Source organism: Neobacillus sp. BP17, from assembly GCF_059579525.1.
In genome coordinates, this window is record NZ_CM184198.1 from 455126 (window position 1) to 477107 (window position 21982).

Consider the following 21982-nt stretch of genomic DNA (forward strand, 5'->3'; position numbering starts at 1 on the left):
AGTGGAGTCATTAGTGGTGTTACATTAGTGGTGTCAGGCACCACGCGTGGACATTTGTCCTCTCAGGGAGGATGTTTAGCTATAAAGCAGGCAACATCCAATATGTCGGATGTTGCCTGTTTGTTGTTATGTGTTTTGTTTGACTGGGCGGGATTGAAGGTATTTATGCCTGGTATAAAAGAGTGTGGTCATGATTATAGATATGCCGCCAAACAGTACGCACATAAGCTGTAGGCCGATTAGGTCTAGGAGAAAGCCGCTAATGAGCAGGACAATCTGAAAGGTAACACGGTCTAGCATGTTTCTAAATGAAAAAAAGCGGCCATGGAACTCTTTTGGTATCTTTGTTTGAAAAATGGTCGCAGCTGTCGGGAAAAAACAGCCGACAGAAAATCCAAAAAAGGCAAAAGCCACGACAGATAATACCGGTACATCAGCTAAATAGAGAAGCAGCTGGGAACCCCCAATCAAAAACGAACAGGCAAATAAGATGATGTAGGGGGATGTCCGGAAGCTTATCAACTTAATGAGAAAAGCGCCAAGCATAAAAGAGATTCCCTCTGTTGTGTAAATCCAGCCTTTTATGGCTGAACTGTCTTGGAGTTCACTAATGTTAATAACCACAAGGTTAAATCCACCAAGAAAGAGGACGGGGACTAGAGTCATGATAAGCGTCATCAAGACAATTGGCAGACCTTTAATAATTGGAAAAACATCTTTAAAGCTTGTTTTTTCAGTGCTGCTTTTCTTTGCTATCAGAAGTTCCTTTGATTCATCAATATTTAAGAACCAAGTTAGGATAAATAAACCAATATACCCTACCAGAGAACCAACATAAAGCATCGATAAAGGCAGAATAACCAACAAAATTCCAGCTACCGCTGTGCCGATAATACGGGAAAGTGTTGAAACATTCATATGGATACCGTTTAGTTGAAGCAAATCCTTTTCGGACACGATAAGCGGCAGGGCTGCTTGTAGTGCTGGAAAATAAAATGCTGCAGAAATTTGCAGCAAGACGAGAAACACAACCATCCACCAGATCGAACCTGTTGCAATCGCAATTAACATGAAGACAACACTGACAGCCCTTACAAATCCAGCCAGAAGCATAACCGTTTTCTTACTTACTTGGTCGGTAAGTCTGCCTGCATAGGGGCCAAACGCAACACCGGCAAGCAAGCCTGCAGCAAGAAGAAGCGATTTTAAGAAGTCTGATGGGAGCTTCTCTTGCATAAATTCCAAATTACCAATCACACCGAGCCACAAACCAAGACCAGCAATAAATTCCCCTGTTAACAAAATCCAAACATTCTTATTCCGTAACATACACAGTTTCCCTCAATCCTCTACTCAAATCGTACAATCTGAAAATATAATACTATCAAAAATAGTAACAGAAAAGGGTGTCAGGCACCACTCATTGACAAATGTCTTTTTATGGTGCCTGACACCAAATGATGACACCAAATGATTACACTAAATGATTACACTAAATGAAAATATTGGTAATTAGCCCATTGTTTTTTATTTCCAATTATTATATACTACATTACAACACTAATGCACTATGTTGGGAGAGGGGTGATAGCTTGAATCTTAATTTGGATGGGACGAAGCCGATTTATCTACAGATATCGGAGTGGCTTGAGCGTGAGATTCTGAATGGTAATTTTGAAAGTGATCAAAAGATATACTCTCAATACCAACTGGCAGAAATTTTTAATATTAATCCAGCGACCGCTGCAAAAGGGCTCAACATATTAGCAGATGAAAATATCCTTTATAAAAAACGCGGTTTGGGCATGTTTGTAACCAGCGCTGCCAAAGAAATGATCCTGACCAAACGGAAGAATGAAACGTTAAAAAAGTTAGTTCAGGAAATTGTTCTTGAAGCGGAACGATTAAGCGTAAGTAAAGGAGAATTAATTGAAATGATTAAAGCGGCAGACTTAAGGGGGGAAGAGAAATGAGTGTTATTACATGCAATGGATTGACCAAAAAGTACGGAAGAAATAAAGCATTAAATAACCTGTCATTTAGTATCGAAGAAAATAAAATTACCGGTCTGATTGGAAGAAATGGATCAGGGAAAACAACACTTCTAAAAATCATTGCAGGCCATCTAAAGGAGACATCTGGCGAGATAAAGGTGTTCTCCGAAAAGCCATTTAATAATCTAATGGTTTCGGCCAACATTATCTTTACTCATGACCAAATGAATCTGCCTGCAGCATTAAATCTTAAGGAAATCCTAGTTGTCGCGGCAAACTTTTATGAAAATTGGAATTCAGAGTTAGCTAATCGTCTTTTTGACTATTTCTCTTTTAACCCATCACACTATTATCAAGACCTCTCAAAGGGAATGAAAAGTACCTTCAATAGCATCTTAGGATTGTCTGCCCGGTGCCCATTAACACTTTTTGATGAACCGACCACAGGGATGGATGCAGGAGTCAGACATGATTTTTACCGTGCTATGCTCAAAGACTATATCTCCTATCCACGCTCTATTATTATTTCAAGCCATCATTTAAATGAAGTTGAGGATTTACTTGAAGATATCCTTTTAATTAAAGAAGGAAAAGAGCATCTTCATCTCCCGTCAGAAGACTTTAAGGAGTGGTCGATTGGAATGCAAGGAAAGACAGCTATCATCAATGAATGGACAGTAGATAAAGAAATCATTCACACAAAGTCCATCGGTCTTGACCAATCGTATGTTGTCGTGAGGAATCAGTTTTCTGGGCAAGAAGTACAGAGGGCTCGTATCGCTGGGATTGAGCTTTCACCAGTTTCTGCTAGTGACTTGTGTGTCTATCTAACTAGTAAAACCGAAGGGGGAATTGATGATGTCTTTAACCACGGTTAGTCTAACTTCTATTGTGAAAAAACAATATTCCTATAAACTGAAAGCCTATGTTCAGGTATTTTGGAACCTTGTTTTTCTCCAACTGCTGGCAATCCTTTTTTCACTAAACGGCGTGGGCATGTCGGGAGCAAGCAGTGAAACACTTGAGGTGGAGGTTCATTATTATTCGGCTGATTTGGTGGCTTTCTTCACAATGCTATGGGGGTTTATCATAGCGATCATCATTACGACAAAAGCGTATCGGAATGATGACTTCACCTTTGTCACTAACCGACTAAGCCATAACCTTTCTAATATACTGTTTTTGCTGACAGCAAGCATCATTGGCGGGCTGACAGCCATGCTGTCACCCAATTTACTGAAGGTGATAATGTATATCTTTGATCGTCAACTTATGGTTGCTAGTACAAGTCCAGCGGGTTCACTTAATGAATTTATATTAGGCATCTGCACAACAAGCCTTTATATTTTCCTATTTTGTGCGCTCGGATATTTGATCGGAACGCTTGTCCAGATTCATAAAGTATTCGTTGTCCTAGTGCCGGCGTTATTTTTCGGTGCCCTGTTTCTTGGCGGGGTTAGCGGGAATACAAGGATCGTGAGCAACTTCTTCGGATTTATCTTTACAGAATCTTCTATCCTATTATTTATGACCAAAATCATTATTAGTTGCACGCTGGTCTTTGCCAGTGCCCTTGTATTGTCAACCCGATTGGAGGTTAAACAATAACCATGATGAACATAGGGAGTCTATTACCCATTTTATTTATTCTCGTTATTATCTCCATCTTCACAGCCAAAGGTATAAGGAGGACAGTCAATAACAAGGGGAAGTCTGTTTCCAGCTCTTGGGCCCGAAGGATTTTTGGAGGATATATATCACTATTACTCATTTGTACAATTGTGGTTCCGTTTATCAACGGAAAAGATATGGCTGATTTAAAAAAAGCACCTATCGACGCTATAGAAAAAGAAGGGACGACTTTATTCGATGCAGCTGCTGCAGGAAAAATTAATACCATCGATAGAAACTCCATAGAGAAAAAATGGGATTTCGAGTATCGTGAGCCAAAACTTAATCTATCAGTTGGAACCGAAGAGTTTTTCGCGACACAGATTTTTGTAGAAAGAAAGAAAACGAATGATGATAAGATTGAAGCTGTGTACTATAGAACGAGATCAAGTGTAAATGACATGGATATCAGTAAGGTGATAAACCCAATCCGTCTGACATTAGCAGGGGATATATTAACTTTACACAATTCAAAGAAAGCTAAACTTAATTTCTCCATCTTTAATCAGATCTTTCCGGTTACCCAATTTACGGGTGAGCCTTCGTTATTTCAACATCAATCTAGTTTTTATGAGGGTCAAAGCATTCTCTATTTGCGAATTCCGAAAGATCTGGAATTGAATAGCCAATCTGAAGTGAATATTCAGTTTGTAGAGTAAATTGGGTAGCCGTTTAGGCTATCTTTTTTTGTTGTAAACTAATCAAACGTTTAATTAAAGTGCAACTAATTGGTTCAATTTTTATGAAAAGGGATTGAGTTTGTTTATAGTATAATTAAAATATTGAAATCGAATTGTACAGGTCATCTTCTGGGGGGATTCCGTTGACAGTCGGGGAACTATGCCGAACACTTATTGTAGACGATGAAATGTTAATCAGACAAGGGATTAAGCACTATATCAATTGGGAACAAGAGGGTTTTATGATTGTTGGCGAGGCTTCGAACGGTCAAGAGGCCCTTGAATTAATCGAAGCTACCGATCCGCATATTATCATTACAGATATCGTGATGCCCATCATGGATGGGGAGGAATTAACCAGAATTGTGAAGGAAAGATATCCTCATAAAGAAATCATTATTTTAAGCAGTTTTGGCGAATTCGATTATGTCCGTTCCACCTTTCAAAGCGGTGTTGTTGATTATATATTAAAGCCGAAGCTTAACGCAGAAGGCCTTTTAAAGGCACTGAAAACGGCCGCTAATCGAATTCCTGCCTTTCAAAAAATGGACCAAAGATTAACAGGAAATCTCCCGATTGGGCAGATTATCGATAAACTTATTTCAGGTTATGAAGTAAATTATAATCCAGATTTAGTATCTCAGGCTTTTCCGTTTAGCCACTTTTGTTTAATCGGAGTAGATTTAAGAAACCACCATCAATCTAAAAAAAGTACAGAATTCAAAACTAGTATCAAGAGGGAAATCGAAGAGGCATTTCAGCATAACAAAAGCCAAGCTGTTCTCGAGCCCTTAAGTTTGGAAGAAAACATCATTGGATACTTAATGAATATGAATATAGAGAATTTTCCCGAGGTCATTAAAATGGCACGCCAACTTGATCAAAACATTCCGGGAATTAGTCTTGTTTTGACGGAGGCGTTTACCGACCTTTCATTAGTAGGGAACATGTACAAGGAAAGTCTTATAAAATTGTTAGATTATCGCTTTTATTTTTTCAATCAACCATTGTTAATGGTGCAGGATCTCCCTAACCTGCCTTCTAAACCTGAAAAATTTAATTTGGATTGGTTTACCGAGGAGTTAAAGCGAAAACATTTTGACTCAGCCTTTCAGTATTTACAAGAACATATCCAAGTCATGTCTTCTTGTTATACGATGGACGTCCTTGAATATAAAGCTTTCTTTGGCAACATTATTTTCAACATTACCATTCTCCTAAGTAATATGAAATATGATGTATCAGATCTGGAAAATGCGAAGTATTCCTATTTTCGATCTATTGATGAAGCGCCTTCAGCAACGGCTACAGTTGAATTAATGAATCATTTTATTGAAGAAGCGAAAAAATGCATTTTTTCGGTGCAAAGCGAGCCGGAAGATATCAATATGAAAAAATTAATGGAGTATATTGGAGAACACTATGCCGAGCCGCTTACCTTAACAGGCGTGGCAAAGCATTTTCATTTTAATCCATCATACCTTTCTAACTATTTTTCAACACATAGCAGGGAAGGATTCATCGAATATCTAAATCGAATCCGGATTGAGGAAGCGACGAAGCTGCTTATGGAGGGAACCGAATCGATCTCCGAAATTAGTGGAATGGTAGGTTACTCGGATCATAGCTATTTCTGTAAAGTTTTTAAGAAAATCAAGGGATTGTCTCCAAGCCAATACAAAAGACAGCAAAAACTAAGATAAGAGATGGTGAATTATGAGATTGATTCCCGAACGTTTTAAACATAACGGTTTATTTATCGTTATGTTTTTCATTACTGTTTTGATGATTATCACAGTTTCGATCACGATTACATGGACAACAATTCGGATGTCGGAGCAATTTTTTATTAAAAAGTTTAGCGTGACGAACTCAAAAGTAATGAATCAGGTAAAGGAGAGCTTCGAATCCTTTAATTATTCAGTCGTTCTTGCATCGAACAATCTCCTTCAAAGCACTACAATTAAAAAAGTTCTGATGTCGGAGGAATTCAGCAATAAAGAGAAGTTAAATGCCTATTTTAATACAGGTCAACAGTTAAAGCGGATCGAAACCAATTTAGATGCTTATGAGGAAAGCATTTTTGTTATGGGCCGAAACGGGTTCAGCTTTGCAACGGATCGTACGTACTGGCCCATTACGGATGAAGAGTTAAGGACTAGTGTCCTTACTAGTAATACGTTTAAGCAGCCGAAGAAGCTGATCTACCAATTGGACATGCGGAATGATGGAACGAATCGCCAGTTCATTGTCGCATCAAAGGTGCTAATGGAGCGAATCAACGGTACGGTTTATGGTTCAATGTTTTTTGCGTTTGATGAACGTGAATTTAGAAGGTTCTACACAAGCTATACAGGTCCCGGCAATAATGTGTTTGTTGTAGACAAGCAGGGTGTCATTGTGTCGAGCAATCTGTCAAAGCTCATTGGACAAGCACCAAAGGGATTTCTGAGCTATGCAACTAAAATTGAAAAGAGCTCCGATCGTTATATTATTGATTCCTTTATGGGAAAGGATCAAATTATCTCAATGGAGTACCTTCCTTCTTTTGATATGTACTTGTTTAATATCATTGACAAGAAAAAAGCAGTCGGAGACCTAATTGATAAAAAAGCTATTGTGCTCATTTCGATGGGAATTGTCTTTGTGGCATTAATCATTGTCCTGCTCGCCACAAGGAGATTGACCAATTCATTATCGAGTCTGGTGAAGCAGATTGAAGATGCCTCAAAACATAATTTCCATCAATATGTCTCTGCAAGCGGCACCTATGAAACCATGAAAATTGGCAATGCCTTTAATTCCATGCTGGATGAGCTTCATCAGTATGTCGACCAGCTGGTAGAATCTCAAAAGCAGAAGCGTAATGCGGAATTAGCAGCACTGCAACAGCAAATCAATCCACATTTTTTGTACAATACGCTGACTTCCATAAAATTTATGGTGCAGCAGGGTAGTAAAGAAGAAACCGAAGCGACCATTAATGCATTGATCTCTTTGCTTCAAAATACAATTGGCAATGTCAGTGAGACAAATACGATTGGACAAGAAGTTGATAATTTAAAAAATTATGTCCTAATTAATCAAAAACGGTACGGTAATCGGATTAAAGTGAACTATTTTATCGCGCCAGATTGTATAGAGTATCATGTACCCAAGCTGATTTTGCAGCCTTTTATGGAAAATTCATTCTTCCACGGCTTCAATCATAAGCCTGGCGGGTACATCAATGTTCTTGTCTGGCAGGAGGGAAAAGTATTAATCTGTGAAGTTGTTGATAATGGAGATGGTATGGAGGTTTCTTCTGAAAATAAACTCCCTAATACGAAGCGCAAACAACAAATGTTTTCCGGAATTGGCGTCCGGAATGTTCATGAGCGGATCCAACTTATTTACGGGGAACAGTATGGGGTCACGATATCCAGCGAATTAGGTGAAGGGACAAAGGTACGACTGGAGCTTCCGATTTCCATAAAGTAAAAATAGTCATAAAATCTAAAAATAATCCAAATAAATTAAATGGAAGCGTGTTCATGTTACAAAAATATTACCATCCAATAAAAATATCGTCCTAACGATTTAGTCCTTTTAGGTGATAACATTATATTTGTAAGTGAGATAACGCTTACATAAAATAGGATGTTGGGGGAATATCAATGAAAAAAGTACTAGCACTCTTTTTAGTTAGTATACTGATGCTAACTGCTTGTTCTTCGGGATCAAATAAAGAGACTTCCGACAAAGGCAAAGATACAAATGAAGTAACGGTTTGGGCATGGGATCCAAATTTCAACATTAAAGCAATGAATATAGCAAAAGAAGCTTATAAGTCTGAGAATCCAGATGTAAACATTAAAGTAATTGAACATGCGCAAGATGACATTATTCAAAAGTTGAATACCAGCTTAAGTTCTGGGACTACAAAGGGATTACCGAATATTGTATTAATTGAAGATTATCGGGCGCAAAGCTTCCTTAAAGCGTATCCAGATATGTTCCATGAGTTAACGGGTTCTTTTAAAGCGGATGATTTCGCACAGTATAAAATTGCCCCTACCAGCTTGGATGGCAAAAATTATGGCCTTCCATTTGATACAGGTGTAACGGGACTATATGTAAGAACTGACTATTTGGAAAAAGCGGGATACAAAGTCGCAGATTTACAAAACATGGACTGGAATAAATACATTGAAGTAGGTAAGAAGGTTAAAGAATCAACTGGGAAAGCAATGCTTACACAGGATCCAAAAGACCTTGGTCTTATTCGTATGATGATTCAAACAAGCGGTTCTTGGTACTTAAAGAACGACGGCGTTACACCTGACTTAGCAGGAAACGCAGCTTTAAAGGAAGCATTCCAAACATATAAAGCGATCTTAGACGCAGATTTAGTAAAACCGGTTTCTGATTGGGGTCAATTTGTTGCAGGATTTAACAGCGGTGACGTGGCAACTGTTCCAACTGGTAACTGGATTACTCCATCCATCAAGGCTGAAGCATCACAAGCCGGCAAATGGGCAGTTCTTCCGATGCCAAAGCAATCTGGAATTGCAACTTCCGTGAATGCTTCTAACTTAGGCGGAAGCTCTTGGTACGTGTTAAACATCGATGGTAAAGAAAAGGCTGCGGGCTTCTTAGGAAAAACATTTGGATCTAATGCTGATTTTTATCAGACATTAAATAAAGAAATGGGCGCTATTGGTACTTACAAGCCAGCTGCTGAAGGCGAAGCTTATAAAGCTGCGGATGATTTCTTCGGAGGACAAAAAGTAGTTTCTGACTTTGCTGCTTGGACAGAGAAAATTCCTCAAGTTAACTATGGTATGCACACATATGCCATTGAAGACATTTTAGCTGTTGGAATGCAAGATTACCTTAAAGGTAAAGATCTAGATAAAGTATTAGAGGATGCTCAAAAGCAAGCAGAAGAACAAATTAAATAACACACAAGCTAGAAAGTAACAATCTACTTTTAAAGAGATTATGCCTTAGAATTTCGCCGGCTCTGCCTTTCATGTATTGGAGCTAACTGATCCATCAGGCGACTTTCTGAGGCGTTTTCTTTTCTTGAACTCACAATGTAAGGAGTTGACTAGAATTGATAACAGCGAAAGAAAACCACACTCAAGCCCTTCTAAAATCAAATTCCGGCGGCCGCAAAACTCGGCTGAAAAATAATATCATTGGCTGGTCATTTGTTATTATCGCTGCCGTAATGATTCTTTTATTTTACTTCTACCCAATGATTCAGGCTCTTATTTTATCCTTTCAAACAGGTGTTGGTGCAAATCTAACCTTTACAGGTATCGATAATTATACGCGGTTATTTAAAGACCCAACATTCCTAACCACGGTAAAAAATACAGTCATTTATCTAATCATTCAAGTACCGGTTATGATTTTACTAGCTTTATTTCTTTCGGTTCTACTAAATAATAAAGCGTTAAAGTTTAAGGGCTTTTTTCGTACAGCCATCTTCTTACCATGTGTAACCTCACTTGTTGCCTATTCGGTCATCTTTAAATATTTGTTTGGACAAGATGGAATTATTAATATGATGTTAATGAAAGTTGCAATCATTTCAGAACCTATCCAATGGCTTACCGATCCTTTTTGGGCGAAAATCGCGATTATTGTGGCGATTACTTGGCGTTGGACCGGTTACAACATGATTTTCTATTTATCTGCTCTTCAAAACGTTGATGAGTCCATCTATGAAGCAGCTAGAATCGATGGCGCTTCGCCAGTTCAACAGTTTTTCAAAATAACCATTCCAATGTTGAAGCCGATTATTCTATTTACATCAATCACTTCAACGATTGGTACACTGCAGTTATTTGACGAGGTCATGAATATTACTAAGGGTGGTCCGGGTAATGCAACAATGACTATTTCTCAGTATATCTATAACTTATCGTTTAAATATACTCCGGACTTTGGGTATGCAGCCACCGTCTCTTATGCAATCGTAATTATGATTGTTATCTTCTCGATCATTCAGTTTAAAGCGGCAGGTGATAAAAATGAGTAAGCTAAAAAATACATTCAGTTATACCGTTCTAGCCATCGCAGCGATTGTCTCTGTGTTTCCATTTTTATGGATGATTGTAAGCTCGACAAACAAGTCTGTTGATGTAACGCAAGGAAGGATGCTTCCCGGCAGTCACTTTATGGAGAACCTTCGCAATCTTCTGGACACTGTTGATCTTGTGCCTGCATTAATCAATTCAACTAAAATCTCGGTATTAACAACCATCCTTGCGATGCTGATTGCATCTTTGGCGGGATATGGATTTGAAATTTATAAAAGTAAATCAAAGGATTTTGTGTTTAATATATTACTAGTTTCAATGATGATTCCTTTTGCGGCTTTGATGGTACCGCTCTTTAGAATGTTTGCTTCCATCTCACAATCCTTCTCGATCATTGGGATTGATACAATCGCAGCTGTCATTTTGCCGACCGTTACAACCGCCTACCTGATCTTTTTCTTTAGACAAAGCACGAAAATGTTTCCAAAAGAAATTCTTGAAGCTGGAAGAATTGATGGCCTCTCGGAATTAGGATGTTTCTTTAAGATTTATGTTCCTACCATGAAAACCACTTACGCTGCTGCGGCGATCATAACCTTTATGGCAAGCTGGAACAGTTATTTATGGCCGCTGGTTGTATTGCAGTCACCTGAAAACCAGACGATCCCACTATTAATTTCAAACTTAGGTTCAAGCTACTCACCTGACTTTGGAATGATTATGACAGCAATTGTAATAGCAACCTTACCAGCAGCACTAATCTTCTTTATCATGCAAAAGCATTTCGTTGCCGGTATGATGGGATCTGTTAAATAGTAGGTACTTGGAAAAATAGAAATAGAAAAGAGTGATCATGATGTCAACAATTCCAAAACTAGATTGGCTTACGGATGTGAATGTGTTTGCTGTGAATCGACTGCCTGCACATTCCGATCACATATATTACGAAACGCTGGAACAAGCAAAACTTGAAGGTCCAATGGCTTTGCGCTATGACCTAAACGGAAATTGGAAATTTAGCTATAGCGTTAATCCGAACAATCGTCCGGCGAATTTTTACCAGGAGAACTTTAATTGCTCTGGCTGGGGGGACATCACCGTTCCTGGGCATATCCAGCTTCAGGGGTATGGAAAACCTCAATATGTGAATACCATGTACCCATGGGACGGCCTAAACGAGATTCGTCCGCCAGAAATTCCACAAGACCATAATCCGGTGGGCAGTTATGTGAAGATGTTTACTGTACCAGAAAACATGAACAATAAGCCGGTGTATATTTCTTTTCAGGGAGTAGAATCAGCGTTTTATGTGTGGCTAAACGGAAAGTTCGTCGGCTATAGCGAGGACTCCTTCACGCCAGCTGAGTTTGACCTTACCCCATTTGTAACTAAAGGTGAAAATAAATTAGCGGTCGAAGTTTACCAGCGAAGCACAGGAAGCTGGCTGGAAGATCAAGATTTCTGGCGTTTTTCAGGAATATTCCGTGATGTCTATCTTTATACCGTACCAGAGATTCATGTTTTTGATGCAGATGTTCGTGCAGAATTGAATGCAGCTTTTACGAAAGGGACGCTTAAAGTAGACCTCAAGCTATTGTCTGGCAGCTCTTCACCTTCAAAAATTGTAACAGAGTTGTACGATCGAGAAGGCAGCCTAGTATCTACTTGTACGATTGAATCTGGTGACGGAAAATGGTCAACAGCAATGGATGTTGAGGGTCCAAAATTATGGAGCGCAGAAAGACCGAATTTATACAAGCTTTATATACAGGTTTATAACGAAAAAGGCAATTTAGTAGAAGTAATTCCACAGAAAGTGGGCTTCCGTAGATTTGAACTTATCGATAAAATTATGCACCTTAACGGTGAACGGATTGTATTCAAGGGTGTAAATCGCCATGAATTTAATTGCCGGACCGGCCGTGCGATTACCAAGGAAGACATGCTCTGGGACATTAAAACACTGAAACAAAATAACATTAACGCAGTCCGTACGTCTCATTATCCGAATCAGAGTTTTTGGTACGATTTATGTGATGAATACGGTGTCTATGTTATCGATGAAATGAACCTGGAAACGCACGGATCATGGCAAAAGATGGGGGCAGTCGAGCCGTCCTGGAACATTCCCGGGAATAAGCCGGAATGGGAGAATATTGTAATGGATCGGGCTGTTTCTATGGTTGAACGGGATAAAAATCATCCGTCCATCCTGATATGGTCGTGTGGGAATGAATCCTATGCAGGTGAAGTCATTCTTAACGTGTCTAAATATTTCAAAAAAGTGGACCCAAGCCGCTTGGTTCATTACGAAGGTGTATTTCATGCCCGCGAATATAATGATACTAGTGATATGGAGAGCCGCATGTATGCCAAGCCGGCTGATATTGAGGAGTATTTGAATGCAAATCCCGAGAAGCCATACATTAGCTGTGAGTATATGCATGCTATGGGAAATTCACTTGGCGGAATGTACAAATATACAGATTTAGAGAAGAAGTATCCAATGTATCAAGGCGGTTTTATCTGGGATTATATTGATCAATCCATTATCAAAAAGGACCGTTATGGAAAAGAATTCTTAGCCTACGGCGGCGATTTTGATGACCGTCCTACTGATTACGGTTTCTGTACCAATGGGATTGTGTACGCCAATCGGGAACTTTCACCGAAGATGCAGGAAGTAAAGTATATATATCAAAACATCAAATTGGTACCGGATCAATCCGGAGTGACCATTCACAATGAAGGTCTTTTCGAAGATACGTCCGATTATCATTTGGAATATGTTCTCTACCATGAAGGTAAGGAAGTGTATCGAAATCAACTTGAAGTGATGGTGGCACCTCAGAGTGAAGGGCGCGTTGAATTTAACTTACCGGCCGAAAACAAAAGCGCTGCTGGCGAGTATTGTATTCAAACTGCTTTTAGGCTGAAGGAAAATAAGCTTTGGGCGGACGCAGGCTATGAGGTCGCGTTTGGACAATTTGTGTATCAGGTGGAATCTTCTGAGGAACCGGTTCAGGTAAACGGGGAATTAAGGGTTGTCACTGGCGACGTTAATATCGGTGTTCACGGCCGTGACTTTACCATCATCTTCTCTAAGCAAGTGGGCAGTCTTGTCTCGCTTAACTATGCGTGGAAAGAAATGATTGCTCTTCCACCGGCCCCGTTATTCTGGCGCGCGACCACAGATAATGACCGCGGTTATTCACAAGGGTTTCATTCGGGTCTTTGGTATGCGGCTAGTCTAACACGCAAATGTGCGGGGATAGAGGTCGAAGAAGGCAAAGGTCAGGTATCGATCGCGTTTACTTATAAACTAGCAATAAGTGCAGAAGTAGATGTGAAAGTAAGTTATACCGTTCTTGCCGATGGCAGTGTCCGAGTGAAGTCAGTTTATCATGGGGCAGAAAATCTTCCGCAACTGCCGATTTTTGCCCTTTCCTTTAAGGTTCCTGCCGATTATGACCAATTAGAATGGTATGCGATGGGACCGGAAGAAAATTATTCGGACCGTGCTATGGGGGCAAGACTGGGTATTTTTAAGAACAAAGTATCAGATAATTTATCCGGATACGTGATGCCGCAAGAGTCGGGCAACCGAACAGGGGTCCGCCGGGTTAATGTAACGAATAAGCAGGGACAGGGGATCAGAATATCAGCAGCGGCTGAACCATTAGAGTGCAATTTTTCGCCATATACAGCCTTTGAACTTGAGAATGCTCAACATCATTATGAGTTGCCAAATGTTCATTACACCGTTGTGACGGTCGCCGGCAAACAGATGGGCGTCGGCGGAGACGACAGCTGGGGTGCACCAGTACATGATGAACATCTGATCCATGCTGACAAAGACATAGAATTTGAGTTTGTGATCAATAGAATTTAATTATGAATAAATCAAATAAGAAAAGAGCCTGATATTGACAGGCTCTTTCCTTATAAGTAAGTATTGAAAATTTTATAGCCAAGTTGATTGTAGCGGAAGGCACGTAGACTCCTGCGGGAGGACGGGGCAGGGGAGACCCCGCAAGCGCTGAAAGCACCGAGGAGGCTCCCCGGACCGCCCGCGGAAAGCGAAGTGCCTGGAGCGGAAATCAACTACTATGTTTAACAGAAGGAGAAGGTTATGCTTATTCATGTGAATCAAGAGGACAAGCAGTTTCATTTAACAAATGGCCAAGTAAGTTATATTTTTCACGTCATGAAAAATGGGCAATTAGGCCATCTTTACTACGGTAAGGCGTTACGCCACAGAGACGATTTTTCCCATCTGCAAGTGTATGATATTCCAACAGGAGCAACCACGCATGTATATGCTGACGACTCAGCATTTGGATTAGAGACGCTGCGTCAGGAATTCCCTGCCTACGGAAATTCAGATTTTCGTGAACCAGCAATCGGCGTTAGTAAAACTACGGCTAATCATATTCCAAATTTCACATATGAATCGTATCAGATCCTTGAAGGAAAACCTCGTCTTGCCGGTCTCCCAGCAACTTATACAGAGGACAACCAAGATGCAAGTACACTTCAAATTTTCTTAAAAGATGAGTTCCTGCAAGCGGAATTGCAGTTAAATTATACTATTTTCCGTGACAAACCTGTCATCACGAGAAGTGCTTCGATAAGAAATGCGGGTTCCGAAGAGCTGGTTATTGATCGATTCATGGGGGCATCGCTCGACCTTCCGGATAAAGATTTTGTATTAACTCATTTAGCAGGGACATGGTCACGTGAACGGCATGTAAAGGAAAGAAGACTCGAAACAGGCATTCAGTCTATTTCCAGTCTGCGTGGGGCCAGTTCTCATCACCATAATCCGTTCTTGGCACTAAAGCGTCCTGAGGCAACGGAGCATACAGGCGAAGTATATGGCTTTAATTTTATCTATAGCAGTAATTTCTTGATGCAAGTAGAAGTCGACCATTACGATATGGCAAGACTTACGGTTGGGATTCATCCGTTTGGCTTCAAGTGGAATTTAAGACCGCAAGCTTCATTTCAAACCCCAGAAGTCATCATGGTTTATTCTGATCACGGATTAAACGGGATGAGTCAGGCTTTCCATTCTCTTTACCGTGAGCATTTGATTCAAGGTCAATGGAAGAAGGCCGTACGTCCCATTCTAATTAATAACTGGGAAGCCACTTACTTTGATTTCGATGAGGAAAAACTAGTGAATATTGCTAAATCTGCAAGTGAACTAGGAATAGAATTGCTTGTCCTTGATGACGGCTGGTTTGGAAAACGGAACGATGATACCTCCTCCCTTGGTGATTGGCATGTTGACTTAAATAAGCTTCCCAATGGACTGGAGAGCCTTTCAAAGAAAATTAATGAGACCGGAATGAAGTTTGGACTTTGGTTTGAACCAGAAATGATCAGTCCGAATAGTGAATTATTTAACGAGCATCCAGATTGGGCCGTAGGTATCCCAGGTCAGCACTATACATTGGGACGTAATCAGCTGGTCCTAGATTTTTCAAGACAGGAAATCGTGGATTATTTATATGATAAAATGTCCACGATTATTAAACAAACAAAGCTGGCCTATATTAAATGGGACATGAATCGAAACATCACCGAAGCTTTTTCGAATAACCTACCCGTTCATCAGCAGGGTGAATTTTTCCACCGTTATATTTTAGGAGTTTATAATCTCTATGAGCGATTAACAAGCGAGTTCCCACAAGTGTTGTTTGAATCGTGTGCGGGCGGGGGCGGACGGTTTGACCCTGGGATGTTGTATTATGCACCGCAGGCTTGGACGAGTGATGATACAGATGCGATTGAAAGGCTTAAAATCCAGTATGGTACATCCTTTGCCTATCCAGTTTATAGTATGGGATCTCATGTTTCGGATGTTCCGAATCATCAGACATTACGGTCCACACCATTACAAACAAGGGCAAACACGGCCTACTTTGGAACATTTGGATATGAATTGGACCCACTCAAATTGACCGAAGAAGAACGTGAGGAAATTAAACAACAGGTTGCCTTCTATAAAGCGCATCGACAGTTGATTCGTGATGGTCAATTTTATCGCTTGTTGAATCCATTTTCAAATAACGAAACGGCATGGATGGTGGTAAGCCAAGATCAGTCGGAGGCATTAGTTGGCTGGTATAAAGTATTAGCGACTCCGAATCCTAAGAAACAGCAAATGCTGCGACTTAGTGGATTAGACGTGTCAAAAGACTACAGGATTGCCGGGATCGAGAGAACTTATTATGGTGATGAGCTAATGTCTGTGGGATTGCAGCTTCCCACAGAGTTTAATGGTGTCAATGGCGGCAATTTTGAACGCGGGGGAGACTTCCAATCACAAGTCTTTTATTTAAAAAGTACAGACGATAAATAAATTTAACAGGGTGAATTGCTAGATGGCCTCGGACTGTACCGAGGCCATTTTAATTTTATTCACAAAATAATAAATATGTTTTGACAAAAAGCGCTTCCAAGATTATGATAATACCAGAAAGTAAATTAATTTAATTAACTAATGAGGAACGAATAGTTTATAAATATTTCCTCATGCTAGAAGAAGACAAAATTTTTACCTAAATAAGGGGGATAAAAATGGCTAAGAAAAAGAAATGGCTTGGTATAGCTTTAACTGCTGCGCTAGCTCTCGGATCTTTAGCGGGATGCTCAAGTGCGAAGGACAAAGATACTTCAGAAGGCGGAAATGGGGAGAAAATTACTTATTGGGCGCCATTCTCTGGCGCAGATGGTCCGCGTATGAAGACGATTGTTGAAAACTACAATAAGTCACAATCTAAGTATCAAGTAGATTTCCAAGTTGTTCCCCAGTCTGACTATTATAAGACGGTTGACCTTGCTTTTTCTGGTCAAAAAAATGCTCCAGATTTATTAATTATGCATACTGATCAGCTGAAAAATTATGCAGATAAGAATTTATTAAAGGATTTAACTGACACTGTCGAAAAAGCAGGCGTTAAAGCAGAAGATTATGCTGAAACTGCTTGGAAGGCCGGCGATATTGGCGGTAAGCACTATACCATTCCTTTAGATATTCATCCATTAATTATGTACTATAATAAAGATTTATTTAAAGCGGCCGGTTTAGATCCAGAAAAGGCACCGACAAATCGTGAGGAGTTCCTAGCCGCTGCTAAAAAACTAACAGACTCTAGTAAGAATCAATATGGTTTTGTAGTACCAACTCTTTGGCCAAACCAATTCATTTTCCCAACTATTTTATTCCAAAATGGCGGCGAATTAATGAAGGATGGTAAGCCAAACTACAATAGCCCAGAAGCGGTTGAAGCGTTAACGTTCTATCGTGATTTGATTCATAAAGAAAAGGTGTCACCTGAAAATGTTCAACAAGATGGTGAAGTAACATTATTCTTACAAGGTAAAAACGCGATGCATCTAAATGGTCCATGGATGATGGAACAATGGGATAAAGCCGGAATTAACTATGGAGTTGCTCCAGTGCCGCAATTAGGAACAAAACAACAAGCAGTTTATGCAAATGGGCACAATTTCGTGGTACCTGCTACTGTTACAGATTCAAAAAAATTAAATGGTATTACTGATTTCTTAAAATATGTTGCTGGAAACACAATGGAGTGGGCTAAATCAGGACAAGCACCAGCTTCAAAGGCAATTTATGAACAAAGTGAAGAATTTAAAAAGATGAAGCAACAGCCAATCGTAGCTTCAGAATTTAAATATGCTAAGTTTGCTCCTGCCGTTGCCAACTGGGGTCAATTGTCTGACCCGCTATGGGCTGAAGTGAACCTTGCTCTTTTAGGCAAGAAGGATCCGCAAAAAGCATTAGATGATGCCAATAAAAAGGCGGAACAAGTTTTGAATAAGTAATCATTAAAGGAGGCGGACGGAGGTTGAAACCCGTTCGTCTCTTGTTTTTCCACTAGTAGGAAACCGAAAGGAGGAAGGTAAATGAGAAGTACAAGCTGGAAATCACAATTGACTTCAAGTCTTTTTGTACTCCCTTACTTGATTTTATTTGTTATTTTTCTTTTAATTCCAATTGGATATGGGGCATGGATAAGCTTGCATAACTGGGATCTATTAAACCCTGTCCATGAATTTGTAGGATTTAAGAACTATACAAAGATCTTTGACACTGATTCTTACCTTAATGAACTGTTTTTCGAGGGTCTTAAAAACACCTTCCAATTCGTTGTATATAGTGTTCCTTTATTGGTTGTGGTTGGATTATGTTTAGCATTGTTAGTAAATGCTCTACCTGGTAAATTCAAAGGTTTTTTTCGTACAGTTTACTTTATTCCCTATTCTGTTTCTGTTTCAGTGGTTGCAATTATTTGGTTATGGATCCTAGATACAAACAGCGGGTTAATTAATCAATATTTACAAAAGATGAATCTGCCATTAATTCCATGGTTAACAGACATGCCTTGGGCCTGGATTTCACTTTCTATCGCGACTTTATGGTGGACAATTGGTTTTAACATGGTTATTTTTATCAACGCACTAAATGATGTTTCTGAAGAACTATATGAAGCCGGTTCTCTTGATGGCGCCAACCGCTGGCAGCAGTTTATTCATATCACGATCCCTAGTATTAAACCTACAATGCTTTTTGTTGTTATTACATCAACGATTGCCTCATTTAATATTTACGGGCAGCCTTATTTAATGACACGTGGAGGTCCAGGGACTTCAACAAAGGTTTTATTAATGAATATTGTTGATGAAGCCTTTAAGCAGCGTCAATTAGGGAATGCAGCTGCCATGTCATTACTTATGGCTTTGATTATGATCGTTATCTCAATCTTGCAATTCCGAATCACAAATCGAAAGGAGTAGGTCAGCGTGCAAAAAACACCGTTTAAAGTTTTCATAGTTATTCTTGCGATTATTGTTGGCCTGATTTTTATCGTTCCAATTTTATGGATGCTGGCTACTTCTTTTAAAACGGATCAGGAAGCCTTCACAGCAGGGCTAAAGTGGATTCCGAAAGTCTTTACTCTTGAAAATTATCAGTATAGCCTAGCAGGAAATTCAGATACTCCAGTCCTACAATGGATGGGCAACTCCCTTTTTGTTGGGATTATTGGGACATTAATTGTTCTAGTTGTTGACACACTTGCAGCATATGGTCTAGCCCGTTTGGATGTCCCATTTAAAAAATTGTTAATTAGCATCTTTATTGGGTCGATGACGATTCCTTGGGTAATTACGTTTTTACCACTATATATGGAGTTTAATAAGTTTGGTCTATTAGATACTTATGCAGTATTGATTCTTCCATATTCTTCAAATGCATTTGGTGTCTTTCTTCTATATCAATATTTTCGCAGCTTTCCAAAAGAACTGGAAGAAGCAGCATTTCTAGATGGTGCAAATAAATGGCAAGTTTTTGTAAAAATCGTTCTGCCATCAGCACGACCTGTTATTTGGACATTAGCTATTTTTACATTTATGGGTATATATAATGATTTCTTATGGCCGCTTGTAACGACAAATTCTCCAGAAATGAGAACTATTACAACAGGTATTGCCATCATGCAGCAGGGAAGCTTTGTTTCATCACCGGGCAGGTTAATGGCTTTAACATCGATTGCAACCATACCTGCTGTATTATTGTTTATCATTGGTCAACGTTCCTTTATTAAAGGCGTGAATCAATCGGGTATTAAATAGGATTATTTTTTCAGGAAGGATGGAGAACAACATGTCAATACCTCGTAATGAGTATCCAAGACCGCAATTGGTCAGAAAAGAATGGGTTAATTTAAATGGCGAATGGGACTTCGCTTTTGATGATAATAATGTTGGTTTAAAGGAAAAGTGGTTTCAAAATGGGGACGCCCTTGATCGGAAAATTAATGTTCCCTTTGCTTATCAGACCCAACTAAGTGGTATTAATGAACCTTCATTCCATGATTTTGTATGGTATTCACGAGAATTCACTGTATCTAAGGATTGGAATAATCAGCGGATCATCCTGCATTTTGGGGCAGTAGATTACCGTGCATGGATTTATGTAAATGGGGAGTATGTTGGTTTCCATGAAGGCGGCAATGTTTCCTTTTCGTTCGATATTACTGATCATTTAACTTGGGGCAATGAAAAGGTGGTTGTCAGAGTCGAAGATCCATCCACAGATGAAACGATTCCCAGAGGAAAGCAATTCTGGATTGAACAATCGGATTCCATCTGGTACACAAGAACGACTGGGATATGGCAAACCGTTTGGCTGGAACCGGTTCATCCTGTCCATGTTTCTAAATTAAGATTAACACCCGACGTTGACCGTGGAGATATAATTGTAGAATTTGAGGTCTCTGGTGAATGTATTAACAAACAAGCAGACATCGAAATTAGTTTTCAGGGTGAAAAGGTAGCAAAGGATACGATTGAGGTATTTGAACCGTATAATAAGCGTTCGGTTAATTTATATAATCGCCAAATCTTCAGAACTGCCTTCCACCATACTGGATGGAATTGGTCACCAGAAAACCCTAATTTATTTGATATCAAATTCACATTAAAAGATGGGGATAATCAGGCGATTTTAGATGAGATAGAATCCTATTTTGGTATGAGAAAGGTCCATATTGAAAATGGCATGGTTTATTTAAATAACAAGCCTTATTATCAAAAATTAGTTCTCGATCAGGGCTACTGGCCGGAAGGGTTGTTAACCGCTCCTACAGATGAGGCTTTAAAAAGGGATATTGAAATAGCCTTAGAAATGGGCTTTAATGGCTGCAGAAAGCATCAAAAAGTGGAGGATCCTCGCTTCCTTTACTGGGCAGACAAATTAGGATTCTTGGTATGGGGAGAATGTGCAGCCTTCCCGTCCTATAGTGAGGACGCTGCATCTCGATTAACCAAAGAGTGGATTGAAATCATTGAACGGGATTATAATCATCCGTCCATCGTCGCCTGGGTGCCTGTCAATGAAAGCTGGGGAGTGCCTTTTATTAAAGCGAACAAACAACAGCAGCACCATTCTTTAGCGATGTACCACCTTATTCATTCATTAGATACAACACGATTAGTCATCTCAAATGATGGCTGGGAACTTACAGAAACCGATATCTGTGCGATTCACAATTATAATCATGGATCCAGCGATGAAAAGGCAAAATATGAAAACTTTAAAGAATCCTTACTCACAAAAGAAAATCTCTTAAGCTCAAAACCAGCTGGCCGAGGAATTTATGCAGATGGATTTGAACATAAAGGTGAACCTATCTTGTTGACAGAATTTGGAGGAATTGGTTTCAAAGTCGGTGAAGACAGTGGCTGGGGCTATACATCTGTGAAGGATGAGCACGAATTTATTGCAGATTACCGCAGAGTAATGGAAGCGGTCTATGCTTCAAAGGGTCTACATGGATATTGTTACACACAGTTAACAGACGTAGAGCAGGAAATCAACGGATTAGTATCTTATAACAGAAAACCAAAATGTGAATTAGCAAAAATAAAGGAAATAAATGACATGTGGCATTCCAATATTGTAAAATCTTAAGTTAGGTTATTCTGCTTGCTTTTATAAAATTGGCTGTGAAGCGAAGTGCCTGGAACGGAAGTCAACAGACAAGTTTAACACAACCATATTATTACA

The 21982-nt window shown here is 39.5% G+C and carries 16 protein-coding genes; 15 read left to right on the top strand and 1 reads right to left on the bottom strand.

Features of this window, described 5'->3' with window-relative positions; genetic code table 11:
* Positions 1–126: 126 nt before the first annotated feature.
* Entirely contained in the window at positions 127–1329 is a 1203-nt protein-coding gene (locus AC4QJR_RS02265; protein ID WP_496525129.1) for an MFS transporter, read from the bottom strand.
* A 263-nt stretch (positions 1330–1592) separates the two neighbouring features.
* Here AC4QJR_RS02265 and AC4QJR_RS02270 point away from each other — a divergent pair, with 263 nt between their 5' ends.
* The 15 genes from AC4QJR_RS02270 (at position 1593) to AC4QJR_RS02340 (ending at position 21886) form a co-directional block, all read left to right on the top strand.
* On the top strand, positions 1593–1973 hold the full coding sequence (locus tag AC4QJR_RS02270; protein ID WP_375376322.1) for a GntR family transcriptional regulator: 381 nt from the start codon (positions 1593–1595) through the stop codon (positions 1971–1973).
* Positions 1970–2872, top strand: coding sequence for an ATP-binding cassette domain-containing protein (locus tag AC4QJR_RS02275; protein WP_496525130.1), 903 nt, complete (start codon positions 1970–1972; stop codon positions 2870–2872). The genes AC4QJR_RS02270 and AC4QJR_RS02275 overlap by 4 nt, the downstream gene beginning before the upstream one ends.
* Positions 2850–3602: a hypothetical protein gene (locus tag AC4QJR_RS02280; RefSeq protein WP_496525131.1), complete on the top strand. Its 753-nt coding sequence runs from the start codon at positions 2850–2852 to the stop codon at positions 3600–3602. Before AC4QJR_RS02275 ends, AC4QJR_RS02280 begins: the two co-directional genes overlap by 23 nt.
* A gap of 2 nt (positions 3603–3604) precedes the next feature.
* Complete coding sequence (locus AC4QJR_RS02285; protein ID WP_496525132.1) at positions 3605–4324, top strand: hypothetical protein; 720 nt, start codon at positions 3605–3607, stop codon at positions 4322–4324.
* A gap of 164 nt (positions 4325–4488) precedes the next feature.
* Complete coding sequence (locus AC4QJR_RS02290) at positions 4489–6048, top strand: response regulator transcription factor (RefSeq protein ID WP_496525133.1); 1560 nt, start codon at positions 4489–4491, stop codon at positions 6046–6048.
* A gap of 13 nt (positions 6049–6061) precedes the next feature.
* Entirely contained in the window at positions 6062–7825 is a 1764-nt protein-coding gene (locus tag AC4QJR_RS02295) for a sensor histidine kinase (RefSeq protein WP_496525134.1), read from the top strand.
* Positions 7826–8001: 176 nt separating this feature from the next.
* On the top strand, positions 8002–9288 hold the full coding sequence (locus tag AC4QJR_RS02300) for an ABC transporter substrate-binding protein (RefSeq protein WP_496525135.1): 1287 nt from the start codon (positions 8002–8004) through the stop codon (positions 9286–9288).
* 224 nt (positions 9289–9512) lie between these two features.
* A complete protein-coding gene (locus tag AC4QJR_RS02305) occupies positions 9513–10376 on the top strand; it encodes a carbohydrate ABC transporter permease (RefSeq protein ID WP_285851361.1) in 864 nt (287 codons plus the stop codon).
* Positions 10369–11193: a carbohydrate ABC transporter permease gene (locus tag AC4QJR_RS02310; protein WP_251461352.1), complete on the top strand. Its 825-nt coding sequence runs from the start codon at positions 10369–10371 to the stop codon at positions 11191–11193. The genes AC4QJR_RS02305 and AC4QJR_RS02310 overlap by 8 nt, the downstream gene beginning before the upstream one ends.
* A gap of 40 nt (positions 11194–11233) precedes the next feature.
* The gene (lacZ, locus tag AC4QJR_RS02315) at positions 11234–14269 is read left to right on the top strand and encodes a beta-galactosidase, LacZ type (RefSeq protein WP_496526595.1); all 3036 of its coding nucleotides are present in this window, start codon (positions 11234–11236) and stop codon (positions 14267–14269) included.
* 240 nt (positions 14270–14509) lie between these two features.
* Positions 14510–16747 (top strand): alpha-galactosidase, encoded by a 2238-nt coding sequence (locus AC4QJR_RS02320; protein ID WP_496525136.1) that lies wholly within the window; start codon positions 14510–14512, stop codon positions 16745–16747.
* Between the two features lie 218 nt (positions 16748–16965).
* The gene (locus AC4QJR_RS02325) at positions 16966–18237 is read left to right on the top strand and encodes an ABC transporter substrate-binding protein (protein WP_496525137.1); all 1272 of its coding nucleotides are present in this window, start codon (positions 16966–16968) and stop codon (positions 18235–18237) included.
* 81 nt (positions 18238–18318) lie between these two features.
* Positions 18319–19209 (top strand): carbohydrate ABC transporter permease, encoded by an 891-nt coding sequence (locus AC4QJR_RS02330; RefSeq protein ID WP_496525138.1) that lies wholly within the window; start codon positions 18319–18321, stop codon positions 19207–19209.
* 6 nt (positions 19210–19215) lie between these two features.
* Positions 19216–20046, top strand: a complete 831-nt coding sequence (locus AC4QJR_RS02335) for a carbohydrate ABC transporter permease (protein ID WP_251461358.1) — start codon at positions 19216–19218, stop codon at positions 20044–20046.
* Between the two features lie 31 nt (positions 20047–20077).
* Positions 20078–21886, top strand: coding sequence for a glycoside hydrolase family 2 protein (locus AC4QJR_RS02340; protein ID WP_496525139.1), 1809 nt, complete (start codon positions 20078–20080; stop codon positions 21884–21886).
* The last annotated feature ends 96 nt before the right edge of the window (positions 21887–21982 follow it).

Coding starts and splice junctions, on each gene's coding strand:
- AC4QJR_RS02300 (WP_496525135.1), top strand. CDS start 8,002: ATGAAAAAAGTACTAGCACTCTTTTTAGTTAGTATACTGATGCTAACT.
- lacZ (WP_496526595.1), top strand. CDS start 11,234: ATGTCAACAATTCCAAAACTAGATTGGCTTACGGATGTGAATGTGTTT.
- AC4QJR_RS02275 (WP_496525130.1), top strand. CDS start 1,970: ATGAGTGTTATTACATGCAATGGATTGACCAAAAAGTACGGAAGAAAT.
- AC4QJR_RS02265 (WP_496525129.1), bottom strand. CDS start 1,329: ATGTTACGGAATAAGAATGTTTGGATTTTGTTAACAGGGGAATTTATT.
- AC4QJR_RS02295 (WP_496525134.1), top strand. CDS start 6,062: ATGAGATTGATTCCCGAACGTTTTAAACATAACGGTTTATTTATCGTT.
- AC4QJR_RS02320 (WP_496525136.1), top strand. CDS start 14,510: ATGCTTATTCATGTGAATCAAGAGGACAAGCAGTTTCATTTAACAAAT.
- AC4QJR_RS02280 (WP_496525131.1), top strand. CDS start 2,850: ATGATGTCTTTAACCACGGTTAGTCTAACTTCTATTGTGAAAAAACAA.
- AC4QJR_RS02285 (WP_496525132.1), top strand. CDS start 3,605: ATGATGAACATAGGGAGTCTATTACCCATTTTATTTATTCTCGTTATT.
- AC4QJR_RS02310 (WP_251461352.1), top strand. CDS start 10,369: ATGAGTAAGCTAAAAAATACATTCAGTTATACCGTTCTAGCCATCGCA.
- AC4QJR_RS02330 (WP_496525138.1), top strand. CDS start 18,319: ATGAGAAGTACAAGCTGGAAATCACAATTGACTTCAAGTCTTTTTGTA.
- AC4QJR_RS02325 (WP_496525137.1), top strand. CDS start 16,966: ATGGCTAAGAAAAAGAAATGGCTTGGTATAGCTTTAACTGCTGCGCTA.
- AC4QJR_RS02340 (WP_496525139.1), top strand. CDS start 20,078: ATGTCAATACCTCGTAATGAGTATCCAAGACCGCAATTGGTCAGAAAA.